The following is a 19,356-nucleotide window of genomic DNA, read 5'->3' as shown; positions in this document are numbered from 1 at the left end:
CTTGTCAGTGGCGCTTCCGGACGGGCCCCATGGCCCCGCCCTTCACGCTGCCCCCTGTTTTCACGGGGAATTCTTCATTTTTGTGACGCATCATCCCGAACCCGGTCATTTTTTTGCGTCGCCCTCTTTCGGCGCGCCTTCCTTTGGCTCCCGGGGCGCCACCGGCAGAGAAATGCGGAACACGGTCTTGCCGGGCACCGAGTCGACGGAAATCCAGCCCTCGTGGTCCGAGATGATCTTGGACACCAGCGCCAAGCCGAGCCCGGTGCCATTCTCGCGGCCCGACACAAAGGGCTCGAAAATGTCGGAGGCGATCTCCGGCGGCAGGCCGGGACCATCGTCGATGATTTCGACCTGCAGCGGCAGGGCCGCACCGGAGCCGTCCTTGCGCCGGAGCCGCAGCGACAGGTCGTAGAAGGTGCGCAGCCGGATCACCCCGCCCTCCTTGCCCGCCGCCTCGGAGGCGTTCTTGATCAGGTTCAAAAACACCTGAAGAATCTGGTCGCCATCGACAAAGGTCGCGGGCAGCGACGGGTCGAAATCCTCGATGAATTTCATATTCGCGCCATAGGACAGCTCGGCGGATTTGCGCGCCCGGTCCAACAGGTCGTGAATGTTGATTGCGCGCTTCGCCGGCGGCCGCAGGTTGCCGAATTGCTCGACCTGTTCCAGAAGCGCGACGATGCGGCGGCTCTCGGCGACGATGAGATCGGTCAGTTCGAGATCCTCGGGGCTCAAGCTCATCGACAAAAGCTGTGCCGCACCGGTGATCCCCGCCAGCGGGTTCTTGATCTCATGGGCGAGCATTTCCGCCATGCCGATGGCAGACCGCGCCGAGGATTTGACATTATGCGAGCGCCCCAGACGGTCGGCGATCTGACGCGGCTCCATCAGAAGCAAGAGCCAGTTCTCCATCCCCTGCAGGGGCGCGATCTGGATATTGCACTGCACCGGCGCGGCATTGCCGCCCGAGACATCGACATTGTTGATGAACAGAGGCGAGGTGTCGCGCCGCACCCGACCAAAGGCCTCTTCCAGAGGTGCGTCGATCGCCAGCTTGTCGAACACCGGCACGCCACGCAGGGTCTTGGCAGAGGCGTTCAAGAACAGCTCGGAAGCCGAGTTGATCTCGACGATCCGGTCATTGTCGTCGATCATCACCGCGGGCACCGGCAGAGACGGCCAGAGCATGTCGAAACGATGGTCACTCATGCGGCATTGTCCTTTTCTGTCATGGCCGGTTCTGGCACGCTGTCGCTCTTTTCCGTCATCGCATCGGGCAGAAGCCTCAAAACCGCCTCGGCGGATTTCTCGGTCAGGACCCGCTGGCGCAGCACCAGCGGCGTGCCCGCCACATCCATGTACCAGCCGAGATGTTTGCGCATCACCCGGCCGCCGAGATCGCGCCCGTAAAAACCGAGCCCCGCCTCGTAATGGCGGCAGACGAGATCGCTCAGCGCCGCGCCTTCCGGCGCTTTCGGCGCCGGAGCGTCGATAAGGTTTGCGGCAACTTGCGCCAAGAGCCAGGGCCGGCCCTGGGCGCCCCGCCCGATCATCACCCCGTCGGCTCCGGATTGCGCCAGCGCTGCGTGGGCCGCCTCGGGGGAGGTGATATCGCCATTGGCGATCACCGGCACGGACACGGCGTCCTTCACGGCGCGGATCGCCGCCCAATCGGCGGCGCCCTTGTAGAACTGACAGCGAGTCCGGCCATGGATGGTGATCATCTCTACCCCCGCGTCCTCGGCGCGTCTGGCGAGCTCCGCCGCGTTCAGCTGCGCATCGTCCCACCCGAGACGGGTTTTCAGCGTTACCGGCACATCGACCGCGCCGACCACCGCGTCGATCAGCGTCAGCGCATGATCGAGATCGCGCATCAAGGCCGAGCCCGAGTAGCCGGAAACGACCTTTTTCGCCGGGCAGCCCATGTTGATGTCGATGATCCGCGCGCCACTGTCCTCGGCCATTTTCGCCGCCAGCGCCATCGGCTCCGCCTCACGCCCGGCGAGCTGCACCGCGGTATTCTCGACGCCAAAGCCCAGTTCGGCCTTTTCCCGCGCGCCCGGGCGGGCATTGAGCATGTCATGCGAGGCGACCATTTCGGACACCACGAGCCCCGCCCCGAAAGAGCTGACGATCTCCCGGAACGGCAGATCGGTGATTCCGGCCATAGGGGCCAGAAACACAGGGGGATCCAGTGTGAATTGCGCCAATCGAACGGGCAAGCGATTAATCCTTGAGCATTTGGCTCAGAGTTACCGGTCCCATGAGGAAGACGCAAAGGCTTGGGGCGAAAAAAGCAGCGAAAAACACATCGCGCACAAATTTTAATCATCCATCAGGTCAAAAATCGCGCCATTGCAAGCGCCGGCGCCAGAGATTATCCCGGGTTCAATGACAAAACATGCCGCTGTAATTGTTGCCGCCGGACGCGGCACCCGCGCAGGCGGGGCGCTGCCGAAGCAATGGCAGAGCCTGGGGAACACCCGGGTGATCGACCATGCCGTGGCGATCTTCCGCCCCCTGGTCGACGAGATCGTCGTGGTGCACCACCCTGACGACAGGGCACAGGCACAACAGGTTGAAAACGTGAAACTTGTTGCGGGCGGCGCGACGCGGGCCGCCTCGGTCCGCGCCGGGCTCGAAGCGCTGGAAGCCCAGGACATCGAGACCGTTCTGATCCATGACGCGGCGCGGGCTCTGGTGCCCGCCGAAGTGATCACAGGCGTCCTCGAAGCACTCCGGAGCCATCGCGCGGCGGCGCCGGCGCTGATGATCACCGACGCGCTCTGGCTCGGAACCGCCCAAAACAACGGCAAAACCGGTGATCATATCGTCGCCGGCACCCGTGACCGCAGCGGATTGTTCCGAGCACAGACGCCACAGGGGTTCCATTTTGCGGCGATTCTCGCGGCCCATCGCGCCTATGAGGCAGAGACCCATGGCGAGGCCGCCGACGATGTCGCCGTGGCCCGCGCCGCCGGGATCGAGGTGCTGATCACCGAAGGCTCCGAAGAGAATTTCAAAATCACCCACCCGGCGGATTTCGCCCGGGCGGAAGCGCTGCTCCGGGAGCGCGCGCAGCAGGACAAGAAGACACAGGAGAACACGCAGATGGAGATCCGGCTTGGCAATGGCTATGACGTGCACCGGTTTGGCGAGGGCGATCATGTCTGGCTCTGCGGCATCAAGGTTCCGCATACCCGCAGCCTGCAGGGCCATTCGGATGCCGATGTCGGCATGCATGCGCTGACCGACGCCATTTATGGCGCGCTGGCCCGCGGCGATATCGGCCAGCATTTTCCGCCCTCGGAGGCCAGGTGGAAAGGCGCCGAAAGCCATATTTTCCTGCGCCACGCCATCGGGCTGGCCCGCGAAATGGGCTATGAGCTGATGAATTGCGATGTGACATTGGTCTGCGAACGCCCCAAGGTGGGTCCGCACAGCCAAGAGATGCGGGCCGCGCTGGCCGCGATCATGAATGTCGATGTCGACAAGGTCTCGGTCAAGGCGACAACATCGGAACGGCTTGGCTTCACCGGCCGCGAAGAGGGCATTGCATCCCTGGCCACCGCAGCATTGATCAAGCAGGCCTGATCCAAGAGGCCTGATCCAAAAGGCCGGACTTAAGCGACCTGACGTCAAAGGCCCAGGCGGGACAACGAGAGGAATGACGATGAAACAACTCGCAGAGCTGATCGCGACTATGGCCAGGATCGGCTACATGCGCCCCGGCCCCGGCACCTGGGGCTCGGCCGCCGCCGTGCCGATGTTCTGGGCGCTGCACGAGACGCTGGGGGTGCCCGGCGTGCTGATCGGCACCGTCCTGGCCTTTATCGCCGGGCTCTGGGCGACCCAGGAAATGACCCGTGGCCGCGACAATCACGACCCGTCGGAAATCGTCATCGACGAGCTCGTCGGCCAGTGGATCGCGCTTTTGCCGGTCTCGATCGGCTCCGCCATGGCCGGCGCGCCGGTGCTGGCGCTCTGGCCGGCCTGGCCGACCGCCTTTATCGCCTTCCGTCTCTTCGACATCTGGAAACCCGGCCCGGTGGGCTGGGCCGACCGGCGCGGCGATGCGCTTGGCGTGATGCTCGATGACGTCATCGCCGGCATCTTTGCCGCATTCGTCGTTCTCGCCTTTGCCGGGATCTATCACGGGGTGATCCGCTGATGGCAGAGGCCACGACCCGGATCCCCGCGGATCTCGCCGAAGAGGTGCTCGCGCAGGCCCGCGCCAAGGGCATGACGATCGCCACCGCGGAAAGCTGCACCGGCGGCATGATCATCGGGTCCCTGACCGAGATCCCCGGTTCGTCGGATATGGTGGATCGTGGCTTCGTCACCTATTCCAACGCCGCCAAACGCGAGATGCTCGGGGTCTCGCCGGTGAGCCTCGCCGAATATGGTGCGGTCTCGGAACAGGTGGCGCGCGAAATGGCCGAAGGTGCGCTGCGTTACTCCGGCGCCCGGATCGCCGTTTCGGTCACTGGCATCGCAGGCCCCGGAGGCTCCGAACACAAGCCCGAAGGCCGGGTCTGTTTCGGCCTTGCCTTCTCACTTGAGCCCGGGCTGATCCAGCCGCAGATCAGGACCGAGGTGCAGACCATCGATTTCGGAGCGCTGGGCCGGCCCAATGTGCGCAGCGCCACGATCAAAGCCGCGCTCGAGATGCTGCGCGCGGGGATCGCCGGAGCCTGATCCCCGCGCTCCCGACAGCGCGCCAGATCTCCAGCAGATCCCCAGACGATCCACAGGCGACTCCGGCCGGCCAGAAGACACTGGCACGCCCGACCGGCCTCAGGTCTGCATAGGATCTGCAACTGCGCATTTGCCTGCCGAAACCGCTCAGGATTCATTTTGGATTATTTTTTAGCCTTTGTCGGATTTTACGGCGCCAATTTTAGGCATTTATAGATTTGCATCTTTATTGATCGACTTTTTCACAACTTTGCTCTTTTTCTCACACCCCTCTTGCCGTTTTACGCATCGAAACGCGTAAAACTTGACCGTGGAAGACCCGCGGACTGGACCTAGGAGGGGAAAATGGTCGGAGCAGATACAGCCTGGATCATCGTGGCCACGGCGCTTGTTCTATTCATGTCATTGCCGGGATTGGCGCTGTTCTACGGCGGGCTGGTGCGCGCGCGCAACGTGCTCTCGGTGTTCATGCATGTCTATGCCATCGCCTGTCTGATGAGCATTCTCTGGCTCGGGCTCGGCTATTCCATCGCCTTTGGTGACGGCAATGCCTATTGGGGCGGCTTGGGCAAGATGTTCCTCTCGGGGGTGGACGCGAACACCGTCTCGGGCACCCTGCCCGAGGTGCTGTTCTTTGCCTTCCAGATGACATTCGCCATCATCACCCCGGCGCTCATCGTCGGCGCCTATGTCGAACGCATCTCCTTTGGCTTTGTCATGGTCTTCTCGGGGCTGTGGATGCTCGCCTGTTACGCGCCGGTGACGCATTGGATCTGGGGTGGCGGCTTCCTCGCCGATGGCGGGATTTTCGGCGAGGTCGGCACGAAAGATTTCGCCGGCGGAATCGTCGTGCATGAGACCGCAGGCCTCGCCGCGCTGATCATCGCCGTGATGCTCGGTCGCCGCCGTGTCGACAACAAGCCGCCGCACAACCCGGGCTATGTGATGATCGGCGCCTCGATGCTCTGGGTCGGCTGGTTCGGCTTCAACGGCGGCTCGCAACTGGCTGCGGACGGCGGCGCTGCCATGGCGATCACCGTCACCCATATCTCGGCCGCCGCCGCCTCGATGACCTGGGCGATCTGGGAACGGATCAAATATGGCAAAGCCTCGCTCGTCGGCATCGTCACCGGCACCATCGCCGGTCTCGCCTCGATCACCCCGGCCTCGGGCTTTGTCGGCCCGGTCGAGGCGCTGATCATCGGTGCCGTGGCCGGTATCCTCTGTCAGGAAATGGTCGGGCTGATCCGCAACAAACTCAGGATCGACGACACGCTCGACGTTTTCGCCGTGCATGGCGTCGGCGGGATTTTCGGCACCATCATGATCGCCGCCTTCGGGGCGGGCAGCTGGGCCGCGCAACTGGGCGCTCTGGCCATCGTCGGCGCGTTCACCACCGTGGTCACCGTGGTGCTGATCCTTGTCACCAAGGCGCTCGTCGGCTTCCGCATCGATCCGGAAATGGAACATCAGGGGCTCGATTTGGCCGCCCATGGCGAAAGCGCCTACGATCACAATTCCTGATCCGCGTGGCTCTGATCCGCACGACATCGCGCAATCTCGACGACCCTCTTCGCGGAGGGTCGTTTTTTTGTGAGCCCAGTTGTGAGCGGCCTTGCCTTGCGCCGCCCGGAAAGATCACCGAGAACAGGCAAGAACCGCCTTGGAGCCACAGATGTCCGCAAAGCCTCTTCAGAAACGGATGGAAACACCCTCCGCCCGCGGTCATGCCGGCCTTGCCCTGGCGCTGGCCACGCTGTTCTTTCTGTTCGAATTTCTGGCCCGCGTCGCGCCCTCGACCGCAACCGAGGCCATCGCCGGGGATCTCGGCCTCTCGCGCGCCGGGCTCGGGGCATTCTCCTCGCTGTTCTTCTGGGTCTATGCGCCGATGCAGATCGTGGTCGGGCTTTTGCTGGACCGCTGGGGTGCGCGGCGCTTCATCCTCCCGGCTATCGCGTTCTGCGCCTCCGGCATGGCGCTCGTCGGCCTTGCCCCCTCCGGCACGCTGGCGGGGATCGGCCGGCTGCTCACCGGTCTTGGCGCCTCATTCGCCTTTGTCGGCGCGCTCTATGTGGTCAATCACTGGTTCGCACCCAACCGCTTCGCGCTGCTGTCCGGTCTGGTGAATGCGGTGGGCATGCTCGGCACCGCCGTGGGCGTCGTCTGGCTCACCGCGCTCTCGGAGAGCGTCGGCTGGCGCCAGACATTCATCGGCATTGCGGGGTTCGGCGCGGCGCTCTTTGTGCTGGCGCTGTTCTTCTATCACGACGCCCCCTCGGCCGGCGACACCGAGACCCACAGCCATCCGCTCGGACCGCTCAAACAGGTGGTGAAAAGCCCGCAGGTCTGGCTCCTGTCGCTGATCGGCGCGCTGATATACATGCCGATCAATGTCTACGGCGGGCTTTGGGGCAATGAGGAGCTGACCGCAGATCACGGGCTCACCGCCGTCTCCGCCGAAACCGCCGTCGCCATGGTGTTCTGGGGCATGGCCGCGGGCTCCGTGCTCTGGGGCGCGCTGTCCGATGCGCTGGGCCACCGCAAATGGATCGTCTTCACCGGGGCACTCTGCGCCACGCTCGCCTGGGGCGTGGTCATCCTCGGCCACACGGAACAACTCTGGATCGTGTCCGCGCTCCTGTTCCTCGGCGGGCTGTTCTGTGGCGCCCAGATGCTCAGCTTTGCCATGGCCAAGGAAGGCCAGGACCAGAGCACGGTCGGCACGGTCACCGCTTTCGTCAATATGATCGGTATCGGCGCGGCGCTGGTGTTTCAGCCACTCGTTGGCTGGCTGCTCGATCTCACCGACGGCGATCACGCCAAGGCGCTTCTGGTCATCCCGATCTGTCTCGCGCTGGCAGCGCTTCTGGTGCTCGGGCTCAAGGAACCCGAGCAGCCGCATCTGCGCAGCGGCCGACAGAAAGATCTCAGCTGAGCTGCACCTGCGGGTCACAACCACCGCGCGGCACCAAAAGATCCGGGCTCGGCAGGGTCAGAAGCGCATCGAGCCCGGCGTTGTCCTCGATCAGATCCTGCAATGTCATCTCGTCGAGCACGCCATAAAACGCATCGAGCGCCGCATTGAGCGCGATGCGCAACCGGCACACGGCCGAAAGCGGACAGGTGTTGTCGGTGGCGGCGAAACATTCGGCAAAGGGCACGCCCGCCTCGAAATGCCGGAACACCTCGCCAATGGTGATCCCCTCGGGTTTGCGCGCCAGCGTGATCCCCCCGGCCCGCCCGCGCGTGGTGGTGATATAGCCCTCGTTCGCCAGCAAATGCACCACCTGCGCCAGATGGTTCTCCGAGGCATTGGTCGCCTTGGCGATACCTGCGCGCCGCACCATATGGTCGCTGTTGATGGCGCAGGCCATAAGCACACGCATGGCAAGATTGGTTCGGATCGTCAGGCGCATATGGGCTCGAACTCCATATCGAGGAAAGGGTATTTCGACCAGTTTATAGAACATGGTCACCCCGGGACGTTGATCTGTATCAGAAACATGTATTGCAGACTAATGAATCTATATCAGATGCGCATGCAAACACAGGGATTGACCGGGCGCTGCGCGGCGCAGGCCGCTCTCGTCCCATCACATTTGCATGATCTTCTGCATGATCTTCCTGGACCCTAGGCTCAAGGACGGGGAGCGGGTTCAGCCCGCCGTGAAAAAGGCGCCGTTGAACGCAACCTGACAGGTCTCGCCACCACGGCCCGTGACCCGGCACTGATCGCGGGAGATCTCCACATTGGCCGTGCCGGTCCAGCCCGCCGGCTGCGGCAGCACCGCGATGGCGTGGCGCAGGGTGAACCCCGCCTCTTCCAACAGCTGTTGCGATGTGACCACACCCTCGCAACCGATGCGTGACCGACCGGAGAGCGCCGCACGATGCCCCTCTGCCCCCGCGGCACAGCCATCCTCGACGCCGAGCACGCCAAGATGCTCTCCGTTCCAGGGCGCATAATCCCGCCCGCCGTTGGAGATCCATAACATGGTGACGGGCATCATCGCGATATCTTTGAGGAAGATCACGATGTCGTGCTCCCTGACGCGGGACACGGCAGTCCAGCCGATGCCGCGCGCCGCCGCCTCGACCAGGGTCACGAAATCCTCATGGCCCGCCCTGTCGGAATAGCGCGTCAGATCGATCGTGCCGCCATCCGCCGCCGGAAAGGCGCTCAGATCCGCGCTGCGCGCCGGATAGGCCAGACGATGCGCCGGCTCCAGCGGCGCCGGCGCGGTGACCGCGACGCGTTTGGGAGAATAGGCGATGTGATCGCCCGGCGAGACCCGGATCATCGGATGGTGAGCATAGGTCAGACCACCCTGCCCGCCCTCGATCCTGTGGCGCTGATAGAGCACCGGTTGCCCGGCACAGATCGACAGTTCCTTGCTCAGCCGCGCCCCCATGACAGCGCGGATCAGCTCGAGTTTCAGAGTGGCGCAGGCGCCGTTGCCTGCCCGCACCACCGGCGCCCAGAGCGAATTGGCGCTCCAGCCATGCGGCGGGTCATCGAGCAGATCGGAGGTTCCGAAGGGCGCGGCGAGAAAATCCCCCGCCAGATGCCGGTCGATCGCGCTCGCCGCCGTCGCGGCCAGAGGCGTGCCCACCCAATGCGCGGTATGAAGAATCTCCCGCCCCGCCACGGCAAAGCGGCGGATATTGCCGATCTCGGGATCGAAAGACAGATCAACGTCGCCGGCGCAAATATGCAGCCAGCGGTCCATGGGCTCAGCCCCTGAACCCTGTGGCGACAACGAATTTCTCGGAACTGTCGGAGCGCGAGGCCGGCGGCTTCACATTCACTACCTTCTCGAATTTCTGCTTCAGCAGCTTCTGCAGATCGCCCTCGGCGCCACCGGCCAGAACCTTGGCGACGAATGTGCCCCCCGGGGTCAGCACGTCAAAGGCCAGATAGGCCGCCGCCTCGCAGAGCGCGATGATGCGCAAATGATCGGTCTGCTTGTGACCCGAGGAGGCCGCCGCCATGTCGGACATCACCACATCGGCCTCACCACCGAGCCAGTCCTTGACCTTCTGATCCGCGTCGTCCTCCATGAAGTCGAGCTGATGGGTCTCGGCGCCGGCGATCGGTTCGACCTCCTGCAGATCGACGCCCAGCACGGTGCCGATCTTCTTGCCGCTCTTCTCGCCCAAGGCATTGACGCGTTTCACCGCCACCTGGCACCACCCCCCCGGGGCACAGCCGAGATCGACCACCCGCGCACCGGGCACGAGAAAGCGGAATTTCTCGTCCAGTTCGAGGATCTTGAAGGCGGCGCGGCCACGATAGCCTTCTTCGCGCGCGCGTTTCACATAGGGATCGTTGAGCTGGCGCTCCAGCCAGAGGGTGGAACTCAGCTTGCGGCCACGCGCCGATTTCACTTTCACGCGCAGATCGCGCTGGCCGCGGCCGGAAGATTTCTTGGTGCTCATCGAGGATCCCTTTCGGCCCATCTTATAACAGCAGGCACGACCTAGGGAAAAGGGGGGAAACGCCAATGCCCCAGCCACCGGAAGTCCTGACAAGAAAAACCTCCACACGGAACGGGTGACCGTGTGGAGGTTTTACATGGCGTCCACGAGGGAGGAGAAAGGACACCGGAAAGGATCGCGGAGAACAGGGAGGAGGAGAGCCCCCCGAGATCCCGAATATCGTGTCGATCAGACCATACGGCCGGCTTCGCGGGCGATGTCGCGGATCGAGTTGCGGGAAATGCCGATATCGCTGAGTTCGGCATCCGTCATCACCGCCAGTTCGGCGAAAACGCGGTTGGCTTCGGCGCGCTGGGCCAGCCCATGCTGCACAGCGGAGCGCAGCGCATTGAACCGGGCATTGAGGCCATCGAAAAGCGACGGGCGGGCGGCGAGATGTTGGTTGAACGTGGCCATGACGTGGCTCCTTTCCAAGGTCTTTGCGGATGATCGGAAGCTCAATCACAGCGCTTTGATCATCCCTGTTGCCCCCTATATGCGCCTGTTAGCGCCAAATGAGGAGCGCCAAGTCGCGAAGCCCGCCATGCGCTTTTCGCATAGGTCCTGCCAACCATGCATAGATGGCAGACCTCCTATGCGATCAGGGCACCACGCGGTGGCGCACAGTCACGCACGGTGGCGCACGATGACTCACGGTGGCACACAGTGGCGCGCGGCCCAAACGTCCCCCCAACTTCCGCCCCCTCGCCCGCAAGTCTCCCCCTGCCCCTTGCCTCGGGGCACCGCTTCATGGGATAGCTCGCCGCAACAGCTCGCGAACAAGGATTTCGAGATGACCGCCAAGACCGTCACGATTGATGCCAAGTCCCCGGTGACTTTCTCCAACGCCAAACCTTTCGGCCTGATCGTCGGCCCCTGCCAATTGGAGAGCCTGGAGCACGCCCGCATGCTGGCCGAGAAAATCGCCGAGGCCTGTGCCGCGACCGGCACGCAATTCGTCTTCAAAGGCTCCTATGACAAGGCCAACCGCAGTTCGCTCTCGGGCAAGCGCGGGCTTGGTGCCGAGAAGGGCCTGACCATCCTGTCGAAGATCCGCGAGGAATTCGGCTGCCCGGTGATCACCGACGTGCATGAACCCGCCCATTGCGCCATGGCGGCCGAGGCGGTGGATGTGTTGCAGATCCCGGCCTTTCTCTGCCGCCAGACCGATCTTTTGCTGGCCGCCGGCGAGACCGGCCGCGCGATCAACGTCAAGAAAGGCCAGTTTCTGGCCCCGTGGGACATGGACAATGTCGCGGCGAAACTCGCCTCCACCGGCAATGACAAGATCATGCTCTGCGAACGGGGCACCTCTTTCGGCTATAACACGCTGGTGAGCGATTTCCGCGGCCTGCCGCGCATGGCCGAGACCGGCTATCCGGTGATCATGGACGCCACCCATTCGGTGCAACAACCGGGCGGGCAAGGCACATCCACGGGCGGTGACCGGACCATGGTGCCGGTTCTGGCCCGCGCCGCCGTCGCGGTCGGCGTGGCCGGGCTGTTCATCGAGACCCATGAAGACCCGGACAACGCGCCGTCTGATGGGCCGAACATGCTCAGGATCGAAGATCTGGCGCCGCTGCTGGCGACCCTGCATGCGCTCGATACCGTGGTGAAGCCGCGGTAAGCGGTCTCTCCCGCTCAAGAGATCGGGGCGCGGCCTTGACGCTCCGGCCCGGTCTCTCTCCGCCTCCCATACCGCCCTTCGGCGGCCTCGTTGACAAAATGGAAAGCTGGCTGTGCGAGACTTGGCCCATGCGTTCCATTTGATCAGTGACAGGAGGGATGCGATGAAACCGCAAGTCCCACATCCAAACCCGAAACCGGCCCCGCCGCAACAGCAGCAAAAGCCGCTGCCGCAGCAATGCACCCCGACCCATATGGACGAGGTCGCCAATGTCGCGCCGCATCCCGATCCGAAGCGGATTTTCACCGACTGGGCCGCGCTCTGAGCCGGGCGCCGCGATCACGTCGGCAGGCTGTCAGTTGATTGCTTGACCAGAGCGGAGGAACACGGGACAGTCGCGGGGCTCGTTTCGCCTCTCCGACTATCCTCGCCGATTATCGTCCCTGACGCTCCCCATGACCGACAGCTCGCCCCCGCCCGTTTCCTCGATCCGCAACCTTGGCCCGGCCTCGGACGCGTCTTTTGCGCGCGCCGGCATTGCCTCGGCCGACGCCTTGCGCGAGCTGGGCGCCGATGCCGCCTATGCCCGGCTTCTGGCCACCGGATCACGACCGCATTTCATCGGCTATTATGCTTTGGTGATGGGGTTGCAAGGCCGGCCCTGGAACGATTGCAAGGGCAAGGAGAAAGACGCGCTCAGGGATCGATTTGACAAGATCGTCGCAGGCGCACGCGCCGACGAGAGCGCCGCACCGATTGGCATCGAGGCCACGCTCAACGAGATCGGCACCGGACTGAAGAGATAGCGCGAGGGGCGGTTCGAGCCCTTTGGGGGCATTCACGCATCCGGCGCGGAACAAGGCGAAGCCGCCGCGCCTGCGCCTGCCCGTCCCTGCGGGGAGGCGCACTCAGGCCGCCTATAGACCTCAAATGATGGATGTATCTGGCACCATAAAGTGAAACGCTCAATTGTTTTGAACGCCACCCCACGGGCAGGCTTGTCACGGCTCAGCGCCAAGATCGCAAACGTCCCTTCGTCCCACCAAAACGAACCTTCGCCGACAATAGAAAAAGGCCGCCCCCTGTAGGAGCGGCCTTTCAAATCTCTCTAAACCTAAAAAGGCTTAGCCGACCAGCTCGATGCCGGAGAAGAAGAAGGCGATTTCCTGAGCGGCGGTTTCCGGGGCGTCGGAGCCGTGCACGGAGTTTTCACCGACGGAGAGCGCGAACTCTTTGCGGATGGTGCCTTCGGCAGCGTCGGCCGGGTTGGTGGCGCCCATGACTTCGCGGTTTTTCGCGATGGCGTCTTCGCCTTCGAGCACCTGCACGACGACCGGCTCGGAGATCATGAATTCACAGAGTTCGCCAAAGAACGGACGGTCTTTGTGCACACCGTAGAAGGCCTGAGCCTGCGCCAGGGTCATCTGGATGCGCTTGCTTGCTACGACGCGCAGGCCGGCCTCTTCGAATTTGGCAACGATCTTGCCGGTCAGGTTGCGCTTGGTGGCATCGGGTTTGATGATGGAGAAGGTACGCTGGATCGCCATGGGATGTGCCTCTTGGGTCAAAATGTGAGCGAAAACGGGCGGGACGGAACCACACCCGAAGATTGCGCGCCGGATAACATGGGGAAAGCGGTTTGAAAAGCCGTGATTGACCTTGCCCGAAAGCTCAGGCAAGTCACCCCCATGCTTAAGATCCACGATATCACCTATTCCGTCGATGGCCGCACTCTGATCGAGAATGCCTCCGTCACCATTCCCACCGGCCACAAGGTCGGCATCGTGGGCCGCAATGGCGCGGGCAAGACCACGCTGTTTCGCATCATCAAAGGCGAATTGGTGCTCGAGACCGGCGCGATCGAGATCCCGAAACGCGCCCGCATCGGCGGTGTGGCCCAGGAAGTTCCCGGCAACGAGGTCTCGCTTCTCGACACGGTTCTGGCCGAAGACAAGGAACGCGCCGCGCTGATGGCCGAATCCGAACACGCCACCGACCCGCACCGGATCGCCGAAATTCAGACCCGTCTCGCGGATATCGACGCCTGGTCGGCCGAGGGGCGGGCGTCGTCCATTCTCAAGGGGCTCGGCTTCAACGACGCCGAGATCTTGATGCCCTGTTCGGCCTTCTCGGGCGGCTGGCGGATGCGCGTGGCTCTGGCCGGCGTGCTGTTCTCGCAGCCGGATTTCCTGCTCTTGGATGAGCCGACCAACTATCTCGATCTCGAAGGCGCCTTGTGGCTCGAGACCTATCTCGCGAAATACCCGCACACGGTGCTGCTGATCTCGCACGACCGGGCGCTGCTCAATCGCGCCGTGGGGGCGATCCTGCATCTCGAGAGCAAGAAACTGACGCTCTACTCGGGCGGCTATGACGAGTTCGCCAGGACCCGCGCCGCCAAACGGGCGGTTCAGGCCGCGGCGGCGAAAAAGCAGGAGCTGCACCGCGCGCATCTTCAAAGCTTCGTCGACCGGTTCAAGGCCAAGGCCTCCAAGGCAAAACAGGCGCAATCCCGGGTCAAGATGCTCGAGAAGATGGAGACGATCACCGCGCCCGAGGATGCCGCGCGCGTGGTCTTCACCTTCCCGGAGCCCGAGGAACTGTCGCCGCCGATCATCAATATGGAAGGCGCCTCGGTCGGCTATGACGGCAAGGCGATCCTGCAACGGCTCGACCTGCGCATCGATCAGGACGACCGCATCGCACTCCTGGGCCGCAACGGCGAGGGCAAATCGACGCTCTCCAAGCTCCTGTCGAACCGGCTCGAGCCGATGGGCGGGCGGATCACCCGCCACAACAAGCTGCGCATCGGCTTTTTCGCCCAGCACCAGGTCGATGAGCTGCATCTGAACGAGACGCCCTTGCAGCACCTGCAAAGCGCCCTGCCCGGCATGCTGCCGCCGAAACTCCGCGCCAAGCTGGCGAGCTTCGGCCTTGGGGCCGATCAGGCGGACACCGAGGTCGGACGGCTCTCCGGCGGTCAGAAAGCCCGGCTGTCGCTGTTGCTCGCAACCCTCGATGCGCCGCATCTCCTGATCCTCGACGAACCGACCAACCACCTCGACATCGAGAGCCGCGAGGCGCTGGTCGAGGCGCTCACCGCCTATACCGGCGCCGTGGTTCTGGTCTCGCACGACATGCACCTGTTGAGCCTCGTGGCCGACCGGCTGTGGCTCGTCAAGGATGGCCGGGTCGCGCCCTATGAGGAGGATCTCGACGCCTATCGCAAGCTGTTGCTGCAAGGCGACGAGAAGCCGAAACCGGAGAAGAAGACCGCGAAAGCCGCCGCAAAGCCCAAGAAAGCCAGCCGCGACGAGATCCTTGCGCTGCGGGGCGAGGTGCGCAAATGCGAAGAACGCGTCGGCAAGCTCACCGAGATGAGCGAGAAGCTTCAGGTCAAGCTCGCCAACCCCGAGCTTTACGAGGACAAGGAAGCCGCCGTGGTCTGGCAAAAGAAATATGCCGAGGTCTCGGAAGCCATCGACCGCGCCGAGGCGCTGTGGATGACCGCACTCGAGAAACTCGAACAGGCCCAGGCCTGAACCCGGGCTGACCGCAGGAGACCCGCATGGACCCGCAAGTGCTGATCACCGCTTTCATGACGCTTTTCGTCATCATCGACCCGATCGGGCTGGCGCCGCTGTTCGTGGCCCTGACCCAGGGGGCGAGCGCGAAACATCGCCGCGCCGTCGGCCTGCGCGCCGTGCTCATCGCCTTTGCCATCCTGACGTTGTTCGGCCTCTTTGGCGATCACGTGCTGACATTCGTGGGCATTTCCATGCCGGCTTTCCGCATCGCCGGGGGCTTGTTGCTGTTCCTGACCGCGCTCGAGATGCTGTTCGAGAAACGCAGCAAGCGGCGCGAGGAACATGCCCAGCACCCGGAACATCAGCCGGTCGAGGACCCGTCGGTCTTTCCGCTGGCCACGCCGCTTCTGGCAGGTCCCGGGGCGATCACCTCGATGATCCTCCTGATCGATCAGGCCCCTGGCGTCGCCGGTGTCTTCATGATGCTCGGGGTGTTGATTGCCGTGCTGCTGGTGGTGCTGTTCTTCTTCGTGATGAGCACGCCGATGGAACGGCTTTTGGGCGCCACCGGCATCAATGTGGTGACGCGTCTCATGGGCATGCTTCTGGCGGCGCTCTCGGTGCAATTCGTCGCCGATGGTATCAAGGCGCTGTTCTTCGCCTGATCCGCGCCTGATCCCTGCCCCGATCTTTCCCCGATCTTTCTTGCTGACATTTGCGTCAGGAACAGATTGCCGCGCTGACAAAACAATTTTTCATGCCTATCTAAGACCCATGGATCAAATGGACACAGGCCGCATTCTCTATCTCTCGCTGCTTCTGGGCGTGATTGGCTTTTACTACGTCATCGCCAATCGCAACCGCATGGGGCAGATGCTGCGCCATGCGGTCTTGTGGCTGCTGATCTTCATCGGCGCGCTGGCCGCCGTGGGGCTTTGGCAGGATGTAAAGCCGCGTCTGGCCCCGGCGCAGATCAGCGATGGCAATGGCGTGATCACCGTCGATCGCGATCACTCCGGGCATTTCTCGGTCACGGCCGATCTGAATGGCGTGCCGGTGGAATTTCTCGTCGACACCGGCGCCTCGAATGTCGTGCTGTCCCTGAGTGACGCCGAACGGGCCGGCATCGACATCGACAATCTCGCCTACACGGGCCGCGCCCAGACCGCCAATGGCACGGTGCGCACCGCGCCGGTCAGGATCAAGGCGCTGACGCTCGAAGGCGTCACCGACACGGGCGTGCGCGCCTATGTCACCGATGGCGAACTGTTCGGCTCGCTTCTGGGCATGGACTACCTGCAACGCTACAAGAGCATCGAGATCAAACAGAACAAGCTGGTGCTGACACGGTGAAGCCGCGCTAGAGCAACCCGGACCTCGGCCTGGGAGCGCGAGGCGGCGTTATACCGCCCGCAGGCTTGCCAATCTGGCGGCAAAGCCCACGAAGATCACCCCGGTGACGCCTTTGAGCCAGCGCTGAAATCCGCCACCGCTGAGCCGCTTCGCCAGCCGGTCAAACAACATCACCATTGCCCCGAACCACAGCGCGTTGATCAGCGAATGGATCACCACCAGTGTGAAAGACGCCAGAACCGGGGTTTCACCGGGGGCGATGAATTGCGGAAACGCCGCAAGGTAGAACATCGAGACCTTCGGGTTGAGCGCATTGGTCAGAAGCCCTTCGACATAGGCGCGGCGCAGTGTCCGCTCGCGCCGGGCGGGGGCAACCTCCTGCGCGCGGCCCCCACCCTGCCAGGCCGCCTTGAGCGCTTTCACCCCGATCCAGAACAGGTATGCTGCGCCCAAGAGTTTCACCACGGTGAAGGCCAGCGCCGATTGCACCAGGATCACCGAGAGCCCGAGGATCGACAGCGCCCCGTGCAGGTAGAACGCCGTGACAAACCCCGCGACATTGGCAAAGCCCGCCGCCCGGCCCGATGTCGGCACGGTCTTGGCGATCAACACGCCATTGGGCCCCGGCGACATCACCAGAAGCGCGGCCACAAGGGCAAATGTCACGATCTCGGCCCAGCTCATGCGTCTATCCTTTCTTGCTTTCTGCCTTCTTCTCCCAGCGGCCGCTTTCCTCGGACCAGTATTGCGCCTCTGCGCCGCCGTCCGTCAGGCTTTTCCATTGCACGCGGGCGTGCTGCACCGCCGCCTCGTCATAGCCGTCGAACAGGATACAGGCACGATCCGCGGCCTGGATCTCCGCCACGGTCAGCTCGGCGCCGCCGACCGACATGATGCAGGACGCGGCGTTGCCGCCCACACCAGCGGTCATCAGGATCGGCTGATCCGCATCATGCGGCCCGCCGGCCATGCCATGCGGCAGGAACCCCTCGCGCAGCCAGAGCGCCTGATCGAGCGCGCGGAGCATCTCGTCCGAACGCCCGCGCACTTCGACACGCCAACCGGCGGAGAGCGATTTCTCCGCCAGCGTGCCCAGTGTTTCCGCCAGAGGCGCCCGGGTCAGGTGATAGAAATAGACGGCGCCCATCGGGCCTTAGTCCTTCTTGTTCATCTCGTCGATCATCCGGTTGAGCGCCAGGACGCCCCAGCCGGTCGCGCCCTTGGGGGCAAGTACCGTCGGCGTTTTGACCGAGGCCACACCGGCGATATCGAGATGGATCCACGGCGTCTCGTCCTTGACGAACCGCTTGAGGAATTGCGCCGCCGTGATCGAGCCCGCCGGACGGCCGCCGACGTTTTTCATATCCGCGACATCGGATTTGAGCTGATCGTCATAGGCCTTGCCCATCGGCATGCGCCAGGCGCCCTCGCCCTCGGCCTCGGCGGCTTTCAGGAAGGTGTGGCAGAAGGTATCGTCATTGGAAAAGACCCCGGCATTCTCATGGCCCAACCCGATGATGATCGCACCGGTGAGGGTGGCAAGGTTGACCATGGCCCGGGGCGCGAAGGTCTCCTGCGCGTACCAGAGCACATCGGCCAGCACCAGCCGCCCCTCGGCATCGGTGTTGATGATCTCGACCGTGTCGCCCTTCATCGATTTGACGACATCGCCCGGGCGCGTCGCCTGTCCGTCGGGCATGTTCTCAACGAGACCGACGAGGCCCACGACATTGACCGGCGCCTTGCGCAGCGCCAGGGATTTCATCACGCCGGAGACCACGCCGGCGCCGCCCATGTCCATGGTCATGTCTTCCATGCCGGCGGCCGGTTTGATCGAAATACCACCGGTGTCGAAGACCACGCCCTTGCCGACCAATGCCACGGGGGCTTCCTCGCCGCCTTCAGACCACTGCATCACCACCATCTTGGTCGGCGTGACCGAGCCCTGACCGACCGAAAGCAGGAGCCCCATGCCCAGCTCGGCGAGGCGATCCTCTTCGAACACCTCGACCTTGACGCCGAGCTCTTCAAGCTCAACCAGACGTTTGGCAAACTCGCTGGTGGTCAGCACATTCGAGGGCTCCGTCACCAGATCGCGGGTAAAGAACACGCCTTCGGCCAGTGCGGTCACGGCGGTGAGATCGATCTCCTCGGGCTTGCTGACGGCCAGCGTCACCTCGGGGATTACGCGCTCTTCCTCGGAGCTCTTGTGATCGATGAAACTGTAATGTTTCAGCATCATCCCGAGCGCCAGTTCCTCGACGCGTTTGAGACTGCCCGGCAGGACCAGCGCACCCGTCTCGGTGAGCGCAGCGCCGATCGCCGCACCGGCCTTACGGCACAGTTCGGCGGAGGCCTGATTGGCCAGTTTCAGGACCAGAACGGCCTCGGCCTCCATACCGGTCGGAAAATCGAAACTCTTCGCCTCGCCGTCCTGCATCTTTTCGAACGCGGCGCTGTCCAGAAACCGTTGCAACGCGCCCTTGGTCAGGCGATTGACCCGGCGCGCCGGTGCCGAGAGCTTGCCATCCGGCGAGACCAGCACGGCCACCCGGCCCGGGGCCCCGGCAATCGCATCAAGCTCGATGGCGGAGGTGGTGATCTTGGCAAGCGCGGTCATGGCAAATCCTTTGTGTTGTCAGCTTCCCACATAGGTAGCGGCCAAAG

General features: G+C 63.6%; 21 protein-coding genes. 11 read left to right on the top strand and 10 right to left on the bottom strand.

Translation table 11 applies throughout. From position 1 onward, the window contains the following. Positions 1 to 105 precede the first annotated feature (105 nt). Positions 106 to 1,212 carry a two-component system sensor histidine kinase NtrB gene (locus tag BM151_RS03405; RefSeq protein WP_090057312.1) on the bottom strand — a complete coding sequence of 369 codons (1,107 nt, stop codon included), beginning with the start codon at positions 1,210 to 1,212 and terminating at the stop codon, positions 106 to 108. Further along, entirely contained in the window at positions 1,209 to 2,225 is a 1,017-nt protein-coding gene (dusB, locus tag BM151_RS03400; protein ID WP_090057308.1) for a tRNA dihydrouridine synthase DusB, read from the bottom strand. Before dusB ends, BM151_RS03405 begins: the two co-directional genes overlap by 4 nt. Positions 2,226 to 2,394: 169 nt before the next feature. On the opposite strand from dusB, the gene BM151_RS03395 reads away from it, so the two are divergent. From BM151_RS03395 to BM151_RS03375, 5 genes are all read left to right on the top strand, one after another. Continuing rightward, entirely contained in the window at positions 2,395 to 3,597 is a 1,203-nt protein-coding gene (locus BM151_RS03395) for a bifunctional 2-C-methyl-D-erythritol 4-phosphate cytidylyltransferase/2-C-methyl-D-erythritol 2,4-cyclodiphosphate synthase (protein WP_090057304.1), read from the top strand. 79 nt (positions 3,598 to 3,676) lie between these two features. Further along, positions 3,677 to 4,174 (top strand): phosphatidylglycerophosphatase A family protein, encoded by a 498-nt coding sequence (locus BM151_RS03390; RefSeq protein WP_090059160.1) that lies wholly within the window; start codon positions 3,677 to 3,679, stop codon positions 4,172 to 4,174. Continuing rightward, complete coding sequence (locus BM151_RS03385; protein WP_090057300.1) at positions 4,174 to 4,701, top strand: CinA family protein; 528 nt, start codon at positions 4,174 to 4,176, stop codon at positions 4,699 to 4,701. Before BM151_RS03390 ends, BM151_RS03385 begins: the two co-directional genes overlap by 1 nt. A 345-nt stretch (positions 4,702 to 5,046) precedes the next feature. Next, a complete protein-coding gene (locus tag BM151_RS03380; RefSeq protein ID WP_090057297.1) occupies positions 5,047 to 6,225 on the top strand; it encodes an ammonium transporter in 1,179 nt (392 codons plus the stop codon). Between the two features lie 151 nt (positions 6,226 to 6,376). Beyond that, positions 6,377 to 7,636, top strand: a complete 1,260-nt coding sequence (locus tag BM151_RS03375; RefSeq protein WP_090057294.1) for an MFS transporter — start codon at positions 6,377 to 6,379, stop codon at positions 7,634 to 7,636. Here BM151_RS03375 and BM151_RS03370 read toward each other — a convergent pair. From BM151_RS03370 to BM151_RS03355, 4 genes are all read right to left on the bottom strand, one after another. Beyond that, the gene (locus BM151_RS03370) at positions 7,629 to 8,117 is read right to left on the bottom strand and encodes an RrF2 family transcriptional regulator (RefSeq protein ID WP_090057289.1); all 489 of its coding nucleotides are present in this window, start codon (positions 8,115 to 8,117) and stop codon (positions 7,629 to 7,631) included. The two genes, BM151_RS03375 and BM151_RS03370, sit on opposite strands and share 8 nt — an antisense overlap. Positions 8,118 to 8,357: 240 nt before the next feature. After that, positions 8,358 to 9,431 carry a hypothetical protein gene (locus BM151_RS03365; RefSeq protein ID WP_090057286.1) on the bottom strand — a complete coding sequence of 358 codons (1,074 nt, stop codon included), beginning with the start codon at positions 9,429 to 9,431 and terminating at the stop codon, positions 8,358 to 8,360. A 4-nt stretch (positions 9,432 to 9,435) separates the two neighbouring features. Beyond that, entirely contained in the window at positions 9,436 to 10,140 is a 705-nt protein-coding gene (locus BM151_RS03360; RefSeq protein ID WP_425429525.1) for an RlmE family RNA methyltransferase, read from the bottom strand. A 228-nt stretch (positions 10,141 to 10,368) separates the two neighbouring features. Then, the gene (locus tag BM151_RS03355; RefSeq protein ID WP_090057278.1) at positions 10,369 to 10,596 is read right to left on the bottom strand and encodes a DUF1127 domain-containing protein; all 228 of its coding nucleotides are present in this window, start codon (positions 10,594 to 10,596) and stop codon (positions 10,369 to 10,371) included. 376 nt (positions 10,597 to 10,972) lie between these two features. On the opposite strand from BM151_RS03355, the gene kdsA reads away from it, so the two are divergent. The 3 genes from kdsA to BM151_RS03345 all read left to right on the top strand — a co-directional run bounded on the left by kdsA (position 10,973) and on the right by BM151_RS03345 (position 12,615). Then, positions 10,973 to 11,809, top strand: coding sequence for a 3-deoxy-8-phosphooctulonate synthase (kdsA, locus tag BM151_RS03350; RefSeq protein ID WP_090057275.1), 837 nt, complete (start codon positions 10,973 to 10,975; stop codon positions 11,807 to 11,809). 163 nt (positions 11,810 to 11,972) lie between these two features. Next, positions 11,973 to 12,134, top strand: coding sequence for a hypothetical protein (locus BM151_RS21555; RefSeq protein WP_177213011.1), 162 nt, complete (start codon positions 11,973 to 11,975; stop codon positions 12,132 to 12,134). A gap of 130 nt (positions 12,135 to 12,264) precedes the next feature. Then, the gene (locus BM151_RS03345; protein WP_090057271.1) at positions 12,265 to 12,615 is read left to right on the top strand and encodes a TfoX/Sxy family DNA transformation protein; all 351 of its coding nucleotides are present in this window, start codon (positions 12,265 to 12,267) and stop codon (positions 12,613 to 12,615) included. A 318-nt stretch (positions 12,616 to 12,933) separates the two neighbouring features. Here BM151_RS03345 and ndk read toward each other — a convergent pair whose 3' ends face one another. Further along, the gene (gene ndk / locus BM151_RS03340) at positions 12,934 to 13,356 is read right to left on the bottom strand and encodes a nucleoside-diphosphate kinase (RefSeq protein ID WP_090057267.1); all 423 of its coding nucleotides are present in this window, start codon (positions 13,354 to 13,356) and stop codon (positions 12,934 to 12,936) included. Positions 13,357 to 13,497: 141 nt separating this feature from the next. On the opposite strand from ndk, the gene BM151_RS03335 reads away from it, so the two are divergent. From BM151_RS03335 to BM151_RS03325, 3 genes are all read left to right on the top strand, one after another. Further along, positions 13,498 to 15,351 carry an ABC-F family ATP-binding cassette domain-containing protein gene (locus BM151_RS03335; RefSeq protein WP_090057263.1) on the top strand — a complete coding sequence of 618 codons (1,854 nt, stop codon included), beginning with the start codon at positions 13,498 to 13,500 and terminating at the stop codon, positions 15,349 to 15,351. A gap of 26 nt (positions 15,352 to 15,377) precedes the next feature. Then, positions 15,378 to 16,001, top strand: coding sequence for a MarC family protein (locus tag BM151_RS03330; RefSeq protein WP_090057260.1), 624 nt, complete (start codon positions 15,378 to 15,380; stop codon positions 15,999 to 16,001). A gap of 118 nt (positions 16,002 to 16,119) precedes the next feature. Next, positions 16,120 to 16,689, top strand: a complete 570-nt coding sequence (locus BM151_RS03325) for a retropepsin-like aspartic protease family protein (RefSeq protein WP_342714534.1) — start codon at positions 16,120 to 16,122, stop codon at positions 16,687 to 16,689. A 48-nt stretch (positions 16,690 to 16,737) separates the two neighbouring features. Here BM151_RS03325 and BM151_RS03320 read toward each other — a convergent pair whose 3' ends face one another. Genes BM151_RS03320 through BM151_RS03310 form a run of 3 tightly spaced genes read right to left on the bottom strand, consistent with a single transcriptional unit; the run spans position 16,738 to position 19,309 of the window. After that, positions 16,738 to 17,373, bottom strand: coding sequence for a LysE family translocator (locus BM151_RS03320; RefSeq protein ID WP_090057252.1), 636 nt, complete (start codon positions 17,371 to 17,373; stop codon positions 16,738 to 16,740). A 4-nt stretch (positions 17,374 to 17,377) separates the two neighbouring features. After that, on the bottom strand, positions 17,378 to 17,836 hold the full coding sequence (locus tag BM151_RS03315) for a DNA polymerase III subunit chi (protein ID WP_090057248.1): 459 nt from the start codon (positions 17,834 to 17,836) through the stop codon (positions 17,378 to 17,380). Positions 17,837 to 17,842: 6 nt separating this feature from the next. Continuing rightward, positions 17,843 to 19,309, bottom strand: coding sequence for a leucyl aminopeptidase (locus BM151_RS03310; protein WP_090057244.1), 1,467 nt, complete (start codon positions 19,307 to 19,309; stop codon positions 17,843 to 17,845). Positions 19,310 to 19,356 lie beyond the last annotated feature (47 nt).

Origin of the sequence: Celeribacter neptunius (assembly GCF_900113955.1) — a bacterium.
Classification (GTDB): Bacteria; Pseudomonadota; Alphaproteobacteria; order Rhodobacterales; family Rhodobacteraceae; genus Celeribacter; species Celeribacter neptunius.
This window is presented reverse-complemented; position numbering and strand designations above follow the sequence as displayed.

What these genes read in the sequence shown, in the direction of transcription:
- BM151_RS03405 (WP_090057312.1), bottom strand. Translation starts at nt 1,212, where the DNA reads ATGAGTGACCATCGTTTCGACATGCTCTGGCCGTCTCTGCCGGTGCCC.
- BM151_RS03395 (WP_090057304.1), top strand. Translation starts at nt 2,395, where the DNA reads ATGACAAAACATGCCGCTGTAATTGTTGCCGCCGGACGCGGCACCCGC.
- BM151_RS03390 (WP_090059160.1), top strand. Translation starts at nt 3,677, where the DNA reads ATGAAACAACTCGCAGAGCTGATCGCGACTATGGCCAGGATCGGCTAC.
- BM151_RS03385 (WP_090057300.1), top strand. Translation starts at nt 4,174, where the DNA reads ATGGCAGAGGCCACGACCCGGATCCCCGCGGATCTCGCCGAAGAGGTG.
- BM151_RS03380 (WP_090057297.1), top strand. Translation starts at nt 5,047, where the DNA reads ATGGTCGGAGCAGATACAGCCTGGATCATCGTGGCCACGGCGCTTGTT.
- BM151_RS03375 (WP_090057294.1), top strand. Translation starts at nt 6,377, where the DNA reads ATGTCCGCAAAGCCTCTTCAGAAACGGATGGAAACACCCTCCGCCCGC.
- BM151_RS03370 (WP_090057289.1), bottom strand. Translation starts at nt 8,117, where the DNA reads ATGCGCCTGACGATCCGAACCAATCTTGCCATGCGTGTGCTTATGGCC.
- BM151_RS03365 (WP_090057286.1), bottom strand. Translation starts at nt 9,431, where the DNA reads ATGGACCGCTGGCTGCATATTTGCGCCGGCGACGTTGATCTGTCTTTC.
- BM151_RS03360 (WP_425429525.1), bottom strand. Translation starts at nt 10,140, where the DNA reads ATGAGCACCAAGAAATCTTCCGGCCGCGGCCAGCGCGATCTGCGCGTG.
- BM151_RS03355 (WP_090057278.1), bottom strand. Translation starts at nt 10,596, where the DNA reads ATGGCCACGTTCAACCAACATCTCGCCGCCCGCCCGTCGCTTTTCGAT.
- kdsA (WP_090057275.1), top strand. Translation starts at nt 10,973, where the DNA reads ATGACCGCCAAGACCGTCACGATTGATGCCAAGTCCCCGGTGACTTTC.
- BM151_RS21555 (WP_177213011.1), top strand. Translation starts at nt 11,973, where the DNA reads ATGAAACCGCAAGTCCCACATCCAAACCCGAAACCGGCCCCGCCGCAA.
- BM151_RS03345 (WP_090057271.1), top strand. Translation starts at nt 12,265, where the DNA reads ATGACCGACAGCTCGCCCCCGCCCGTTTCCTCGATCCGCAACCTTGGC.
- ndk (WP_090057267.1), bottom strand. Translation starts at nt 13,356, where the DNA reads ATGGCGATCCAGCGTACCTTCTCCATCATCAAACCCGATGCCACCAAG.
- BM151_RS03335 (WP_090057263.1), top strand. Translation starts at nt 13,498, where the DNA reads ATGCTTAAGATCCACGATATCACCTATTCCGTCGATGGCCGCACTCTG.
- BM151_RS03330 (WP_090057260.1), top strand. Translation starts at nt 15,378, where the DNA reads ATGGACCCGCAAGTGCTGATCACCGCTTTCATGACGCTTTTCGTCATC.
- BM151_RS03325 (WP_342714534.1), top strand. Translation starts at nt 16,120, where the DNA reads ATGGACACAGGCCGCATTCTCTATCTCTCGCTGCTTCTGGGCGTGATT.
- BM151_RS03320 (WP_090057252.1), bottom strand. Translation starts at nt 17,373, where the DNA reads ATGAGCTGGGCCGAGATCGTGACATTTGCCCTTGTGGCCGCGCTTCTG.
- BM151_RS03315 (WP_090057248.1), bottom strand. Translation starts at nt 17,836, where the DNA reads ATGGGCGCCGTCTATTTCTATCACCTGACCCGGGCGCCTCTGGCGGAA.
- BM151_RS03310 (WP_090057244.1), bottom strand. Translation starts at nt 19,309, where the DNA reads ATGACCGCGCTTGCCAAGATCACCACCTCCGCCATCGAGCTTGATGCG.